Source organism: Xanthomonas sp. 3075, assembly GCF_014197275.1.
Lineage (GTDB): Bacteria > Pseudomonadota > Gammaproteobacteria > Xanthomonadales > Xanthomonadaceae > Xanthomonas > Xanthomonas campestris_B.
In genome coordinates this window covers 133,544-148,639 of the sequence record NZ_JACIFI010000004.1, presented here as the reverse complement: position 1 = coordinate 148,639, position 15,096 = coordinate 133,544, and the positions used below count along the sequence as shown (strand labels likewise).

The following is a 15,096-nucleotide window of genomic DNA, read 5'->3' as shown; positions in this document are numbered from 1 at the left end:
GCGCCCTGGCATATAAACTCAAGAATTCCTTGCACCGCGAAATCCTGTCGCCAGCAGGCACGCGCGACGGAATGGGCTATCACCTCTGGGCCGCTAGGCGGCGGAGCTTTGCCCTGCGACGCCATCGCAAAAGCCAGACCAGCGCGCCCAGTAGCACCGTCGCCCCACTCCCAATAACCGCCCACACCACACGTGGCGTAACGCCGATGGCCAGCGCAAGCAGATCGACACTATTCTTGGCAAATACTGGTGGAGCAACACTGAGCTCAGCACTGGCTACCTGACCGCCAGCAAGAAAGTCAGCAATCCCTGCAGCAATCCGTGGATTGCCCAGCCATAGCTCATCGTCATGGCTGGCGTCGTGGATCAGCAGACGCGAGGCATGAGGAAAGCCAGGCAACAGTTTCTCGGTGTTCGCGAGCGGTGTCCGCCCATCAAGGGTGCCAGCGATAAGCAGGACCGGGACCTTGCTCTGCACAGGCGCTCGAAAGCTATCACCAAGATCCAGCAGCCCGGAATTGTCGACAACAGCGAAAGGAAAATTCAGAGCGTCGTCAAACAAACTCTCGCCGGCCTGCTTGGCGGCCAGGTTTCGCCGCTGGACGCTCGCTCCGGATGCAGCTTCCATCGCCAGCGGCATGGCCTTGAACTCGCCAAGCTCCTCGCGAATCGCCAGCGCAAGGGTTGCCAACAGGTCATAATTCCCTTCCTCTGCGTTGCGCAGCGCCAGTGGCAGCATCTGCTGAGTGGAGCGGCGCCCAAGTGAGGCTGCAATTGCCAGCTGCACATCATAAGTGCCGATCATCACCTGCCTGCCACGGTGCATGAAACTACGGCCCAGCGCGGGCTTCTGGCGTAACGCCGTCACCACGCGCACGGCACTGCCAGACAGATCATCGAAGCCATCCTGCCTGGCGTACCCGCCCAGATCCGCGAGCAAGGCATCCGCCGCCAGCGGTAATTTCAGCGTGTCGTCGGGCCCTTCTGCCCCCATCAGTACCACCCGGCTGATGCGCTCGCCATGCTGCCGGACACCCGCCAGGGCCAGGTGGGTGCCATAGCTCATGCCCCACAGACTGACATGCGGTACACCCAGGGCACGCCGCAGATCTTCGATATCGTCAGCGCTCTCTCGTGTGGTGTATGCGCCCAGATCGACCCCGTTTGCCCGCCAATATCCGATGCAGCGAGCCACCGTGGCACGGAGCGCAGCAAGCGCGGCATCGCGCTGCAGAGGCTGTGCGTCGTCAAACCGGTGCTGGTGCGGGCATGCCGGTGGAACCTCTGAGAGACCGGTGCCACGCTGATCGAGCAGCAGAACATCGGCATGCTGCCGCACCTGATCAAATACCGGCCAACGCGCGCCACGCGCCGTGCCGACGCCGGAACCGCCCGGCCCACCCGCCAGGTAGATCACCGGGGCGGCATCAGCCTTGCCCATGGTCGCCCGCAGGCGCACGACGCGTAGCCGAAGAAGCGGACCGGTCGGGTCCGCGTGCCGGCGCGGCACCTCCAGGAAAGCGACTTCGGCTGCAAACGCACCGTGGTGTTCGGTCTCAAACTCATAGGGCACGAACGCGAACGGTGCCGGTTCCGCATGACAATACGGGGGCGCTGCGCCGCAGAGCACAAGGCCGATGACAAGCCATCGACGAAGGCGAAACATGAGCGCGAGGAAGGTTGACATGATGGGCTCCGGTTCCGAAGAAACGGTCAAGGAGACAGCAGCATGTGCGCGAGCACAGCATGCTACCCGTGCCAGTCCTGCCAACGTCTCCAGTCGGGGGTCCAGCGTCTCCTGGGCACCACTATGATGGCGCCATGCCGACCACCAGGACCCTGACTGCGCTAACCGTCCTGCTACTCACGATTGTGGCGTGGCTGGCAACATCAACGCCGCCCACGACCAGGGCACGGGTGCTGACTTCAGAGATGGCACAGGCGCCACCGGCAGAATTCAGAGAAGAACTGGCAATGCCGCCGGGCAATCTGGACTGGCAACCACTCGATGCACACGTGCTGGCGGGCTGGCAGGGGCCTTACTGGCTGCGCTGGCGCTTTGCGCAGCCAGCGGACGGCGCCAGCCGCGTGCTGCGGCTATCACTGCGGGCAGCCAGTCAGCTGTACTGGAACGGTCGGCCCTTAGCCGCAAATGGCATCGTGGGCCAAACGGCTGACCAGGAGCAGCCCGGCCTGATCGATGTCGTCCGCGTACTGCCACCGTCGCCAAGCGGCGGCGTGGATGAACTGGTCGTGCTGGCGTCTAGCCACCACCAGTGGCCAAGGATGTATGCGACCGATGCGTCGGTGGAGATCACATCGCTCGCGGACCATGGCATGCATCTGGTCTGGCCATGGCTAGTCGCAGCATTTGCCATGGGCGCACTCGCAGCGGCCTGCCTGTACTTCCTGGCACTGCGTGGGCGAGCAAGCTCCCGTGCCGGATCGCTTCTGCTCGCCCTCTGCGCAACTGGCCTGGCAACGCCTGCCATCGAAGCATGGCGTCCTTTGCTGGGCTATCCATACCCCTGGCATGGCCCGCGATTGCTCATGCTGCTCGCACTGCACCTCACGGCAGCCATGCTGCTGCCGGCTTACCTTGCGCGCCAGTTTAGGGTGACAGCCCCAGTGGCATACCGCGCGGGTTATCTGGCGCTTTTGTCAGCAGCCATGTTTTTGCCCAGCTTCGACGCCCGCGGCGCAGCTTTACTGTTGCTCAGCCTGCTGGCCTCTGCCTGGGTATTGCTCCGCGCGCGCGCGGAGCGCGAGGAGCGCGGACCGATCATGGCCCTGCTGCTGGCCGGCGCGCTGGCCATGCCACTGCTGGGCAATGCGTTTCTGGATGGCCCGTACTTCCTTCTGTTGGCGGTACTGATGGGCTATCTGCTGGTACGCCACGCAACCCGCATGCGCGAACTGGACATGCACAACGCATGGCTGCGCGAAGAGGGCGCCCGGCTTTCACTGCAGCTGCTGCAGCGAGGTATCCAACCGCATTGGCTGATGAACACGCTGACCTGCCTGCAGGAACTGATCGACCAATCGCCAGCGCGTGCGAGTCGGTTAGTGGAATCGCTTGCCGAGCAGTTTGATCGGTTGCGCGAGAGCAGCCGCCATCAATGCGTGCCGTTGGAACAAGAGTTGGCGCTGTGCCGCAACCATCTGGACATCATCGCCCTGGCGCTCGATCACCCGATGGAACTCAACATTGACGCCGCGAATCTCTCCCTATCGATTCCACCAGGCGTGCTGCATGCACAGGTAGAAAACGCACTGACGCATGCGGGCGCCGTGGCCTGTGCCAGACAGCCCTTTCGACTACGCGTCCAGCGTGAGAATGGATGGTGGATTCTTGAACTACGCAGCGCGTGTGGAAATACGCCGCGCCGCGGCCAAGGCACTGGTACGCGTTACATCGAGGCAAGTCTTGCGGCTGCATTTCCGGGCAATTGGACGTTCGTCCAAGGCATTGAAGGTAACGACTGGCGCAGCCGGATTGAGCTTCGATGCGCATCCTGATCGTTGAAGACGAACCGTTGATTCGTCAACGGCTCATACGGCTATGCGGTGAGCTGGTTGGCACGCGCGCGCGTTTCGATGCCGCTGCCGATCTGGAGTCAGCCGGCGACAGGCTGCAGCGAAATGTCTACGACGGCTTGCTGCTTGACCTTAATCTGGGTGGAGAGGACGGCTTTGAGTTGCTGCAGAAAGCGGTGACAGGACGCTACCAATGCGTGGTTGTATCGGCTCATCGCGATCGCGCAGTACAGGCGTTCGAGCATGGCGTGCTTGATTTCGTGCCAAAGCCATTCACGCGCGAGCGACTTGGCCAAGCGCTCGAGCGTTTACTGGATGCGGGTCGCCACCGCTCCGGACGCGCACGCTATCTTGGCATCTGGCGCGCGCAGGGCACTGCGCTGGTGGAGCTTGCGCATGTAATGTGGATACGCGCGGATGGAGATTACAGTGAGCTGCGTTTAGTCGATGGCCGCAGTGAGCTGCACGACAAATCGCTGACGGCTCTGACCGCACTGCTGCCTGCAGATTTTGTTCGTTGCCACCGCTCGTATCTGGTCAATATGCGGCATTTACGCATGCTGCATTCCAGCTCTGGCAGTCGGTATTGGCTAGGACTCACGAGCGGTGCGGAGCTGCCTGTGGGGCGGTCCTATCTCGCCGAGTTGCGTCGGCAACTTGGGGTCGAATGAGGGCCACTGTCGCTGGTGCGTTCTCACGCAGGAATGCCACTGGCGCGCGCTGCGGCGTGCGACCCAACTGCGTCACTTCATCTCGGGATAGGCAAAAGGCAAAGTCCAGCTGACATTCTCGCCCCTCTTGCAGGACGATGCAGGACAACAAAAAGCCGGCGCATGGCCGGCTTTTCTTCTCGCGCTGAACCCTCGATGCTGCTGGGTTTCGATGGTGGGCGGTACAAGGTTCGAACTTGTGACCCTTGCCGTGTGAAGGCAATGCTCTACCGCTGAGCTAACCGCCCGATGACGCGAGCCGCACATTATAGGGCAGCTGTGGCGATCGTCAACAGGTTCATCCAGCACGGCGACGACGCGGACGAAAGCGCCCCCGTTCCGGCGCCTGGACGCGGCGTTGCCGCCCTGGCACCCAGGGCGTGGCGATCAATCCCGCACCGTTCAAATGTCCGATTCGCGCCTCGATCAGCCGCTTTCAACACGACTGCAGTCAGACGCGCGACCGCAGCGCACTGGAGCGCCTCACATCGTATGCGTCGGCTTATCCGACGTGGTCAAGCCCGCCAGCAGCGTCTCGATCTTGTTGCGCACGCCCTCGCCCTCCGGGCCATCGGGGAACTGCACGCCGATGCCGGCGGCGCGGTTGCCCTGCGCGCCGGCCGGGGTGGTCCAGACGACCTTGCCGGCCACCGGCAGGCGCTCGCTGGAGTCCGGCAGGGTCAGCAGCAGGAACACTTCGTCGCCCAGCATGTAGCGTTTGGGCGTGGGCACGAAGATGCCGCCACCTTTCACGAACGGCATGTACGCGCTGTAGAGCGCCGGCTTGTCCTTCAACGCCAGCGACAAAATGCCTTGGCGTGCATTCATTGCACTCATCGAGTTCCCCTAGAACGTGCCGGACGCTCTCCCTCGCGCCAGGACAGCAACAATTCCGTCACCGCCAGATCGGCGCGGACGGTGGTGCGCAGCAGATCGCGGGTGCGATTGGCGGCGTCGAACCAGGTCGCCAGCTTGTGCAACCGCGAGGGATCGGTCAAGCCGGCCGAGGCCTGCGCCAACGCCAGGTCGGCGGCGTGGCGCAGCCGTTGGTCGGCCTGGCCATCGTTGGTCCAGCGCTGCGCGACCTCCACCGCACCGGCACGTCCGCTGGCGATCTGTTCCAGGTCCTGCGCCACCGCGCGACGCACCGCCAGGCCATCTTCGCGCAGCCACTGCGCGGCGAGCCCGGGATGGCCGCGTGCGGCGTCCAGCGCTTCCTGTGCAGCCCGCTCGTTGACACCTTGCGACAGCAGCCAGGCCAGCGCTTCGTGCGCAGGCGGCAGCTTGAATTCCAGGCGCTGGCAGCGGCTGCGGATGGTTGCCGGCAGGCGTGCCGGCTGCGCGCTGATCAGCCACAGATAGCGGCCTGGCGAGGGTTCTTCCAGGGTCTTGAGCAAGGCGTTGCAGGCAGCGCGATTGATCGCATCGGCCGGGTCGACGATCACCACCTGGGCGATGCCGTATTGCGGGGTCAACGAGAGCTTTTGCGAAATCTCGCGCACCTGCTCGATCACGATCTCGGTGCGCAACTTGTCGCCGGTGCGATTGGGAATAAACGAGATCAGCTGCAGATCCGGGTGGGTCCCGGCCGCGATCAGTTGCCGGCTGCGCTGCGCCAGTGCCGGGTCCGGCGAGCTGGCCAGCACGTGCTCGGCCAGCGCCAACGCCACCGCACGCTTGCCCAGGCCATCCGGCCCGCAGATCAGCAAGCCATGCCCGAGCCGGCCGGCATCCAGTGCGGCCAGGGTCTGGTCGTAGCCGCGCTGCTGCCAGGGCGAAAATGCAGGGGTCATGGGGCAGGTTCCGATTGCGACTGGCGGCGACGCTGCAGATAACGCGCCACCGCCGCATTGTGCTCGGCCAGCGTGGCCGAGAACACATGCGCGCCGGTGCCATCACCCACCGCGACGAAGTACAAGGCATCCCCCGGCGCGGGGCGTACCGCCGCCAGCAAGGCCTCACGGCCCGGCATGGCGATCGGGGTCGGGGTCAGGCCGGTGCGCGTGTAGGTGTTGTAGGGCGTGTCGGTGGTCAGGTCGCGGCGGCGGATGTTGCCGTCGTAGCTGCTGCCGATGCCGTAGATCACGGTGGGGTCGGTCTGCAGCTTCATCCCCAGCTGCAGACGGCGCAGGAACACGCCGGCAATCAGCGGGCGCTCGGACCCCAGCGCGGTTTCCTTCTCGATGATCGAGGCCAGGATCAATGCCTGCTCCGGCGAGCCGAGCGGCAGATCGGGGGCGCGCTGCTCCCAGGCCTGCGCCAACGCTTTGTCCATGGCGACGTGCGCGCGCTTGAGCACATCCAGATCGCTGTCGCCGCGTTGATAGACATAGGTTTCCGGCAGGAAGCGCCCTTCCGGGTGCTGGTTGGCGAATCCCAGCCGCGCCATCAATGCCGCATCGTCCAGGACGCTGATGGAATGCTGCAGCGGCGTGGCAGTGGCGATCGCGGCGCGTAGCTGGCGGAAGTTCCAGCCCTCCACGATGGTGAAGCGGTACTGGATCACCCGACCCTGACGCATGCGCGCGAGCAGTTCGCGCGGCGAAAGGGCCGGCGCCAACGCATATTCGCCCACCTTGAGTTTGCCGGCCGCATCGACCTGGCGCGCGAGCAGCTGCCATTCCAGATCGGTGCCGTGCGCCACGCCGGCGGCGCGCAATTTGCGCAGCGTGGCCCTGAGCGAATCGCCGGGCGCGATGACCACGCTGGGCGCGCTCGCAGTCACCGGCGTATCGGCGAAGTGCAAGTAATGCCGCCACGCCACCAGCCCCGTAATCGCCAATAGCGCCACGAGCAACAGTGCCGTGCCCAGCACGGCCAGACATCCACGTTTGCCAGTCACCGCCACATGCACCTCGTCATTGCCCCAGCGCCGCGCAGGATACCGCGCGCCGGTGATGTCCCGTTGAAGCGCTCATGTCCGGTCGAAGGCGCGCAGCACGCCGCGCGCCTTGGCGCGGGTTTCGTCCAGTTCGCGCTGCGGGTCCGAATCCACCACGATGCCGGCGCCGGTGCGGAAGCGCACCTGCTCGCCCGCCACCTCGGCGGTGCGAATGAGGATGTTCAGATCCATGTCGCCGTCGCGATTGAGCCAGCCGAAGGCGCCGGTGTAGGCGCCACGCGCGGTGCGCTCGAGTTCGGCGATAATCTGCATGCAACGCACCTTCGGGCAGCCGGTGATGGTGCCGCCGGGAAACACCGCCGCAATCACCTCGCCCGGGGTGACGCCTTCGCGCAGGCGACCACGCACATTGCTGACGATGTGATGCACGTGCGCGTAGCTTTCCACGCCCATCAGTTCGTCCACCTCCACCGTCCCCGGCGCGCAGATGCGCCCCAGGTCGTTGCGTTCCAGGTCGATCAGCATCACGTGCTCGGCGCGCTCCTTCGGATGCCCGACCAGCTCGCGGATGCGTGCGGCATCGTCGTCGCCGGCAAAGCGCGCGCGGGTGCCGGCGATCGGGCGCGTCTGCACCACCTCGCCCTGCACCGATACCAGCCGCTCCGGCGAGGAACTCACCACCGCGCGCCCGGCCGCGACGAACAGGCCGGCAAACGGGGCAGGATTGGCCGCGCGCAGGCGCGCATGCAGCGCAGCCGGATCGACCGCAGCGGCAAACGCGGCCTGCCAGGCGCGCGAGATATTGGCCTGGAACACATCGCCGGCGCGCAGATAATCGAGCACGCGCTCGACCGCATCGGTGAAGCGCTCCGGTGCGTCTTCGTCGATGGCTACCGGCGCAACCCACTCAGGCAACGGCAGCAATGCGCCGCAGGCGGCGATGTCCTCGACGATGCGGGCCAGCAAATCCTCGCGGCCCGGCTCGGCCAGCGCGAGGCAGCGGCCTTGCACCCGATCGCGCAGCACGGCGGCGGGTGCGCGCAAGGCCAGCGCGCTCGGCAAGCCATCGGTACGCGTGGGGAGCTGCAGAATCGGTTCGACCTGCGCGGCCAGTTCGTAATCCAGCAACACTGCCCAGCCACCGCGAAACGGCCACGGACTGGTCGCATCGTGCGGCACGCGCGCGGCCTGCCAGGCGGCATCCAGTGCCTGCAGAAATCCGCCGTCCAGCAGGCATCCATTGCCGTCGCGCGTGCGCCCATCCGGATCAAGCCGCAGGCTGGCGCCTTCGGCAAGCAACAGCACGTCCCAGCGTCCGTGCTCGGTGCCCGAGGCAGTGGATTCGAGCAGTGCCGGATAGCGCTGCGGCGCCAGCCGATGCAGCGCCAGCAGGTCGATGTTCGCGTGCAGGGGTCTGGTAAGCGTCATCGGCCCGGTTTGGCGTGGGGTGCTGAAGCGCGTCGCCCTGCGGTGGATGCAGGGCACGCGTGATGAGGTGGATCAGGGCGCGGCTTGAGGTGTGGCCGTGCGCACGTGTCCCGCGCGGCGGCCAGCGACTGGCGCGCAGTGATGATCGCGAGACATTCTTCGCGGCCACCGGCAACACCCGCGCATCGACCTCAGATGCGCTTGAACACCAGCGTGCCGTTGGTGCCACCGAAGCCGAAGCCGTTGGACATCACCGCGTCCACCTGCACTTCGCGCGCCACGTTGGGCACGTAATCCAGGTCGCAGCCATCGCTGGGCTCTTCCAGATTGATGGTCGGCGGAATGATGCCGGTGTGCAGCGCCATCACCGAGAAGATCGCTTCCACGCCGCCGGCCGCGCCGAGCAGGTGACCGGTCATCGACTTGGTCGAGCTGACCATGGTCTTGTAGGCGTGGTCGCCCAGCGCGCGCTTCATCGCCATCGTCTCGGCCAGATCGCCCAGCGGCGTGGAGGTGCCGTGCGCGTTGAGGTAGCCGATCTGCTCGGGATTGAGCTTGGCATCGCGCATCGCCGCGGCCATGCTGCGCGCCGCGCCTTCGCCGTCTTCGCTGGGAGCGGTCATGTGGAAGGCATCGGAGCTGGCGCCGAAGCCGACCAATTCCGCATAGATGCGCGCGCCACGCGCCTTGGCGTGTTCGTATTCTTCCAGCACCAGCACGCCGGCACCGTCGCCCAGCACGAAGCCGTCGCGCTGCTTGTCCCACGGACGCGAGGCGCCGGTCGGGTCGTCGTTGCGGGTGGACATCGCCTTCATCGCGCAGAAGCCGCCCACCGAACTCGGCGAGGAGCCGCGCTCGGCGCCGCCGGCCAGCATCACGTCGGCGTCGCCGTGCTGGATCATGCGCATCGCGGTGCCGATCGAATGGTTGGAGGTGGCGCAGGCCGACACCGCAGAGAAGGTCGGGCCTTTGAGGCCTTTGATCAGGCTTACCTGGCCCGGCAACATGTTGATGATGGTGCTGGGCACATAGAACGGCGAAATCTTGCGCGCGCCGCCCTCATGGAATTTGATGGTCTGCTCTTCGATACCGAGCAGCCCGCCGATGCCGGAGCCGAGAATGGCGCCCACGCGTTCGGCATTGCTGTCGTCGATCTCCAGCCCGGAATCGTCCAGCGCCATGAACGAGGCGCCGACACCGTAGTGGATGAACGAATCCATCTTCTTGACGTCCTTGGCGGACACAAAAAGCGTGGGGTCGAAATTCTTGATCTCGCCGGCGATCTTGGTGGTGAACTGCGAGGAATCGATCTGCGTGATCGGGCCGATGCCTGAGCGCCCGTGGATGATTCCATCCCAGCTGGTAGCCAGATCATTGCCCAGCGGCGACACCATGCCCATGCCGGTAACGACAACACGACGACTCATTGCAGATCTCCTCACCGCGCGACGGACGGTGCTTGCGGTTTGCGATTGACGCTGAAAAACACAGGGCCGCATCAGCGGCCCCATGGAATGTCTGACACAGCAGAGGCTTAAGTCACGCCGCCGCCGTCAGGAAAACGCATCAGCTCTTGACGTGAGACTTGACGTAATCGATCGCCTGCTGGACCGAGGTGATCTTCTCGGCCTCTTCGTCCGGGATCTCGCACTCGAACTCTTCTTCCAGCGCCATCACCAGCTCGACGGTGTCCAGCGAGTCGGCACCCAGGTCATCGACAAACGATGCGCTGGTGGTGACTTCCTCTTCCTTGACGCCGAGTTGTTCGACGACGATTTTCTTGACGCGTTCTTCGATGGTGCTCATTTGGGATATCGCTCCAGATGGAGTAGTGGTGGTACGAAAAAAACGCCATCAGGATGCGATGGCCGCGTTGGATAGTGTAGTGGAAGCGACCGGGCGTTGCATTGCATCACAACTCCCCGCCGATCAGCCACTTAGCGCCTCCCGGCGCCGCACGCTCACGGCATGTACATGCCGCCGTTGACGTGCAGGGTCTCACCGGTGATGTAACGGGCGGTCGGGCCGGCCAGGAACGCCACCGCGTTGGCGATGTCTTCCGGCTGGCCCAGGTGGCCCAGCGCGATCTGCTGCAACAAGCCGGTCCTGGCCTCGTCCGGCAGCGCCTTGGTCATGTCGGTATCGATGAAACCGGGCGCCACCACATTCACGGTGACCCCGCGCGAGCCGATTTCCTTGGCCAGCGACTTGGAGAACGCGATGATGCCGGCCTTGGCCGCAGCGTAGTTGGTCTGGCCGGGGTTGCCGGTCACGCCCACCACCGAGGCGATGTTGATGATGCGACCCTTGCGCGCCTTCATCATGCCGCGCATCACCGCCTTGGAGGTGCGGAACACGCTGGTCAGATTGGTGTCGATGATCGCCTGCCAGTCCTCTTCCTTCATCCGCATCAACAGGTTGTCGCGGGTGATGCCGGCATTGTTGACCAGGATCGAGATCGCGCCGAACTCCTTGCCGATCGCATCGATCAGGCCCTCGACCGCCGCAGCGTCGGTGACGTTGAGCTCACGGCCGTGACCGCCGTGGGCGGCCAGACGCTCGCCGATCGCTGCAGCGCCGGACGCAGACGTAGCGGTACCGATCACGGTGGCGCCCTGGGCGGCCAGCGTGTCGGCAATGGACGCGCCGATCCCGCGGCTGGCACCGGTGACGAGGGCGATCTCGCCCTGCAAAGATTTGCTCATGGATGCTGTTCCTCGAAGGGGGACGTCGTGACCGCAGCCGCGGACAGTGAGGGAATCGGGATGACCGGGGTGCGTCGGAATCAGTGCGTCCAGGCCTCGAGCGCGCCAGCGTAATCGGCAGGCGTGGCCAACGGACGCGCGTCCAGACGCTTGTCGATGCGCTTGGCCAGCCCGCTGAGCACCTTGCCGGGGCCGCACTCGGCGATCCGGGTAATGCCCTGGGCGGCCAGCGCCTGCACGCAACCGGTCCACTGCACCGGCAGGTACAGTTGCTCGGCCAGCGCCTGACGAATCGCTTCGCTGCCGGTGTGCACGGACGCATCGACGTTCTGCACCACCGGGATCTGCGGGGTCTGCCAGCTCAGTCCTGCCATCGCTTCGGCGAGCTGGTTGGCCGCATCGCGCATCAGCGGGGTGTGCGAAGGCACGCTCACCGCCAGCTTGACCGCCTTGCGCACGCCGCGCTCGGCCAGCAAGGCCAGCGCACGATCCACGGCGGCCGCGTCGCCGCCAATCACGATCTGGCCGGGCGAATTGAAATTGGCCGGCACCACCACCTGGCTGCCTGCCGCCTCGGCGCAGACCTCCAGCACCAACGCATCTTCGGCGCCCAGCACCGCCGCCATCGCCCCGACCCCGGCCGGCGCAGCGGCCTGCATGAACTGGCCGCGCAGCCGCACCAGGTGCGCACCGTCGTGCAGCGACAAGGCGCCGGCAGCGACCAGCGCGGTGTATTCGCCCAGGCTGTGCCCGGCCAGCAGGGCCGGACGCTGCCCGCGCTGCGCAGTCCACAGCCGCCACACCGCCACGCCCGCAGCCAGCAAGGCCGGCTGGGTGTACTCAGTGCGGTTGAGCATCTCTTCCGGGCCGCCCTGGGACAGCGCCCACAGGTCGACGCCCGCGCCTTCGGAGGCTTCGGCGAATGTGTCGCGGATCTGCGGATGCAGCTCGGCCAGTTCAGCCAGCATGCCCAGGGACTGCGAGCCCTGGCCGGGGAAGACGAAGGCGAGAGTGGATTCGGTCACGCGTTGCTGCCAGCAAAAATCGAGCCGGGATGATACGTGCGAAATCGCCCTGCCGTCTGTACTGCCGCGTATGCAAGGACTGCCTGACAACGCCCGGATTTCCAGCGCACCCTACGGAAGCATTTGCAATGCCGGCATGTCAGCCGCAGCGACGGGCCGCGCCTGGACTCCGGAGACAGTCGCCCCGAATGGCCTGACAGCTGCGGCAGTCGCGGCCAGGGTGCGACTGCCGCGCATCGATGAGGTGCTGATCCGGGCCTCAAACGGCATAAGTGCCATCAGCGGACAGCGGGAAGGCGGCCGCCTGCCCGCGCAGCTCCCCGGCGGCGTCGATGAGTTGCCAGACCACCCCGTCGGCGATCGGGAAACGCGCCCCATCCTTGGCGATACGGATGCCTGCGTAGTCCGTCACGAAACCGTTGCGGGCAACCGCATCGAGCAGTCGCTGACGCTCCGGTCGATCGAGCAATTCCGCCGACAGACGCGAGGGCATGCCGATGAACTCCTCCCAGCCGTAACCGAAAGCCCGCTGGGCCGCCCGATTGGCGTAGACGAACACCGGATCCGGGCGCTTATCGTGGGCGAGCAGCGCAAACGGCGCCTGCGTATAGAGCCAATCCGCTCCAATACCGGGGTCGGCAACGAGCTGGCGGCCGACCACACGAAAGAAACTTCCGGTCAGCAAGGCGAAGAATGCTGGATCATCCTTGTAGCGCATGCGGTGACCTTATCTGCCCGGCGGCATGGCGTCGCGAATCAGTGCGTAGGCCGGGCGCAGCAAACGAACCAGGCGATCATTCGACCGCCGGCGACATCACCGCGCGCTGAAGGGCATCAATGGCGATGCTGCGGCAAATAACAGGGGTGCCGCATCCCTGCACCATGCGCACCGAGCAACGATGCGACCCTGGCTTGCACGCACCGGTCTTGCACGCAAACGTCTGCGCACGGACTGCAGTGCGAGGCAGGCAAACGTCAGTAACGCAGCAGCGCCGAGCCCCAGGTAAATCCACCGCCGAACGCTTCCAGCAGCAGCAACTGGCCGCGCTGCACGCGCCCCGAGCGGACCGCTTCGTCCAGCGCGAGCGGCACCGAGGCCGAGGAGGTGTTGCCGTGGCGATCCACGGTGACCACCACCTGCTCCATCGGCAAATCCAGCCGCTTGGCGGTGGCTTCGATGATGCGCAGATTGGCCTGATGCGGGATCAGCCAATCCAGATCGTGCTTGTCATAGCCGTTGGCCGCCAGGGTCTCATCGACCACCGAATCCAGCGCCTTGACTGCATATTTGAAGACGTCGTTGCCCTTCATCAGCAACGCACCGCCGCCATTCTTGCCTTCGCCGAAGCCCACCGACACGCCCACCGGGTCCCACAACAGCTCTTTCTTGCTGCCGTCGGCATGCAGATGCGTGCTGAGGATGCCGGTCTCTTCGTCGGCCTTGAGGATCACCGCGCCGGCACCGTCGCCGAACAACACGCAGGTGGTGCGATCGGTCCAGTCGACGATACGGGTCAGGGTTTCCGCCCCCACCACCAGCACGGTCTTGGCATCGCCGCTGCGCACGAACTTGTCGGCCACGCTCAGCGCGTAGACAAAACCCGAGCAGGCGGCGTTGACGTCCATCGCACCGCAACCGACATTGCCCAGCCGCGCCTGCAGCAGACAGGCCGTGGACGGGAAGATCAGGTCGGGGGTGGTGGTGCCGATGACGATCAGGTCGATCTCGTCGGCGGTGACACCGGCCGCTTCCATCGCCTTCAGCGAGGCGAAATACGCCAGATCGCTGGTGGTCTGGTCGTCGGCGACGATGTGACGCTCACGGATGCCAGTGCGCGAGAAGATCCATTCATCGCTGGTGTCGACGATCTTGGACATATCGTCATTGGTCAACACCTTTTCGGGCAAATAGCTACCCGTGCCCGCGATTCTGGAATAGATCCGCTTGCTCATACTGTTTCCTGTTGCAAGAGCCGCAGTGACCGGCGGCTCCGGAAGAAGCGAGGGTCACCCGGCCGCGCGACGCGCGGCGGGCACCGCGAATCAATCTTCTTGGACGGCCGACGACTTGGTCGCAATCACCTTCTTGCCGCGGTAGTAACCGTCAGCGGTGATGTGGTGGCGCAGATGGATCTCGCCGCTGGTCGGGTCGGTCGACAGCTGCTTGGCGGTGAGGGCATCGTGCGAACGACGCTGGCCGCGACGGGACGGGGTGACTCGGGATTTCTGCACAGCCATGGGATTGCTCCAACTTTAGTTCGATAACTTGTCTGTTGAGTCGAACAGCACGCTCTACGCCCGCGTCGACCTGTCTTTCCGCCCTTAACAGCGGCGGTTACTGTTTCTTCAACGCTGCCAGCGCCGCGAACGGACTGGCCTTGTCTTGCTCTTCCTGGGTCGGAACCCACTCGGCCTCGACGGCCTCGCTACCTGGGGCCATCGGCACCACCGGTACCGACAACACCAGTTCGTCCTCGACCATATCCACGGCCCGCAGCATGCCATCTTCCGGCACCAACAACGCTTCGTACTCGGCTGGCAATGCAGCTTCGTCGGCTTCGTCACGGATCAAACCAAGACGCTGTCTGATTTGCACCGGATACAGGAAACGTTGCAGGCTGCGCTGGCAGGCCAGCGGAAGCTCCACATCGATACTGAGTTCGACATAAGCGACCTTCAGCAGATCGTCCTGATCGAATTGGAGCGAATAGACACACTCGCCCTCGGTATCGACCAAGCTCCCTTGCAGACGGGTCATCGCAGATAGCGGGATGCGGCCATCGAAGCGCCTGCGCGCTGCGACCATCCGCCAAGCATCCAGCATTTCGGGTACGTTCGCGGACATAAGC

The 15,096-nt window shown here is 65.1% G+C and carries 15 protein-coding genes and 1 tRNA gene; 2 read left to right on the top strand and 14 right to left on the bottom strand.

The window, feature by feature from the left end; translation table 11 throughout:
• Window positions 1–79: 79 nt before the first annotated feature.
• On the bottom strand, window positions 80–1,687 hold the full coding sequence (locus GGR62_RS05690; protein WP_260305519.1) for an alpha/beta hydrolase: 1,608 nt from the start codon (window positions 1,685–1,687) through the stop codon (window positions 80–82).
• Between the two features lie 134 nt (window positions 1,688–1,821).
• Here GGR62_RS05690 and GGR62_RS05685 point away from each other — a divergent pair, with 134 nt between their 5' ends.
• Entirely contained in the window at window positions 1,822–3,519 is a 1,698-nt protein-coding gene (locus GGR62_RS05685; protein WP_184406952.1) for a sensor histidine kinase, read from the top strand.
• Window positions 3,507–4,208: a LytTR family DNA-binding domain-containing protein gene (locus GGR62_RS05680; protein WP_184406951.1), complete on the top strand. Its 702-nt coding sequence runs from the start codon at window positions 3,507–3,509 to the stop codon at window positions 4,206–4,208. Before GGR62_RS05685 ends, GGR62_RS05680 begins: the two co-directional genes overlap by 13 nt.
• 212 nt (window positions 4,209–4,420) lie before the next feature.
• Here GGR62_RS05680 and GGR62_RS05675 read toward each other — a convergent pair.
• From GGR62_RS05675 to GGR62_RS05615, 13 genes are all read right to left on the bottom strand, one after another.
• Window positions 4,421–4,495 (bottom strand) — tRNA-Val (locus tag GGR62_RS05675).
• A gap of 235 nt (window positions 4,496–4,730) precedes the next feature.
• A complete protein-coding gene (locus GGR62_RS05670) occupies window positions 4,731–5,084 on the bottom strand; it encodes a PilZ domain-containing protein (RefSeq protein ID WP_039523910.1) in 354 nt (117 codons plus the stop codon).
• Window positions 5,081–6,040 carry a DNA polymerase III subunit delta' gene (locus GGR62_RS05665; protein ID WP_184406950.1) on the bottom strand — a complete coding sequence of 320 codons (960 nt, stop codon included), beginning with the start codon at window positions 6,038–6,040 and terminating at the stop codon, window positions 5,081–5,083. The genes GGR62_RS05670 and GGR62_RS05665 overlap by 4 nt, the downstream gene beginning before the upstream one ends.
• Window positions 6,037–7,101, bottom strand: coding sequence for an endolytic transglycosylase MltG (gene mltG, locus GGR62_RS05660; RefSeq protein WP_184406949.1), 1,065 nt, complete (start codon window positions 7,099–7,101; stop codon window positions 6,037–6,039). Before mltG ends, GGR62_RS05665 begins: the two co-directional genes overlap by 4 nt.
• Before the next feature lie 60 nt (window positions 7,102–7,161).
• On the bottom strand, window positions 7,162–8,517 hold the full coding sequence (locus tag GGR62_RS05655; RefSeq protein WP_184406948.1) for an aminodeoxychorismate synthase component I: 1,356 nt from the start codon (window positions 8,515–8,517) through the stop codon (window positions 7,162–7,164).
• Between the two features lie 191 nt (window positions 8,518–8,708).
• Window positions 8,709–9,944 carry a beta-ketoacyl-ACP synthase II gene (fabF, locus tag GGR62_RS05650; RefSeq protein ID WP_184406947.1) on the bottom strand — a complete coding sequence of 412 codons (1,236 nt, stop codon included), beginning with the start codon at window positions 9,942–9,944 and terminating at the stop codon, window positions 8,709–8,711.
• A 139-nt stretch (window positions 9,945–10,083) separates the two neighbouring features.
• The gene (acpP, locus tag GGR62_RS05645; RefSeq protein ID WP_010368407.1) at window positions 10,084–10,323 is read right to left on the bottom strand and encodes an acyl carrier protein; all 240 of its coding nucleotides are present in this window, start codon (window positions 10,321–10,323) and stop codon (window positions 10,084–10,086) included.
• A gap of 155 nt (window positions 10,324–10,478) precedes the next feature.
• The gene (gene fabG / locus GGR62_RS05640; protein WP_184406946.1) at window positions 10,479–11,222 is read right to left on the bottom strand and encodes a 3-oxoacyl-ACP reductase FabG; all 744 of its coding nucleotides are present in this window, start codon (window positions 11,220–11,222) and stop codon (window positions 10,479–10,481) included.
• An 80-nt stretch (window positions 11,223–11,302) separates the two neighbouring features.
• A complete protein-coding gene (gene fabD / locus GGR62_RS05635; RefSeq protein WP_184406945.1) occupies window positions 11,303–12,247 on the bottom strand; it encodes an ACP S-malonyltransferase in 945 nt (314 codons plus the stop codon).
• Window positions 12,248–12,506: 259 nt separating this feature from the next.
• Window positions 12,507–12,965, bottom strand: coding sequence for an MEKHLA domain-containing protein (locus GGR62_RS05630; protein ID WP_184406944.1), 459 nt, complete (start codon window positions 12,963–12,965; stop codon window positions 12,507–12,509).
• Between the two features lie 257 nt (window positions 12,966–13,222).
• Window positions 13,223–14,200, bottom strand: a complete 978-nt coding sequence (locus GGR62_RS05625; protein ID WP_005995227.1) for a beta-ketoacyl-ACP synthase III — start codon at window positions 14,198–14,200, stop codon at window positions 13,223–13,225.
• A 90-nt stretch (window positions 14,201–14,290) separates the two neighbouring features.
• Entirely contained in the window at window positions 14,291–14,485 is a 195-nt protein-coding gene (gene rpmF, locus GGR62_RS05620; RefSeq protein ID WP_003483870.1) for a 50S ribosomal protein L32, read from the bottom strand.
• A gap of 97 nt (window positions 14,486–14,582) precedes the next feature.
• Window positions 14,583–15,092: a YceD family protein gene (locus tag GGR62_RS05615; RefSeq protein ID WP_184407032.1), complete on the bottom strand. Its 510-nt coding sequence runs from the start codon at window positions 15,090–15,092 to the stop codon at window positions 14,583–14,585.
• Window positions 15,093–15,096: the final 4 nt, after the last annotated feature.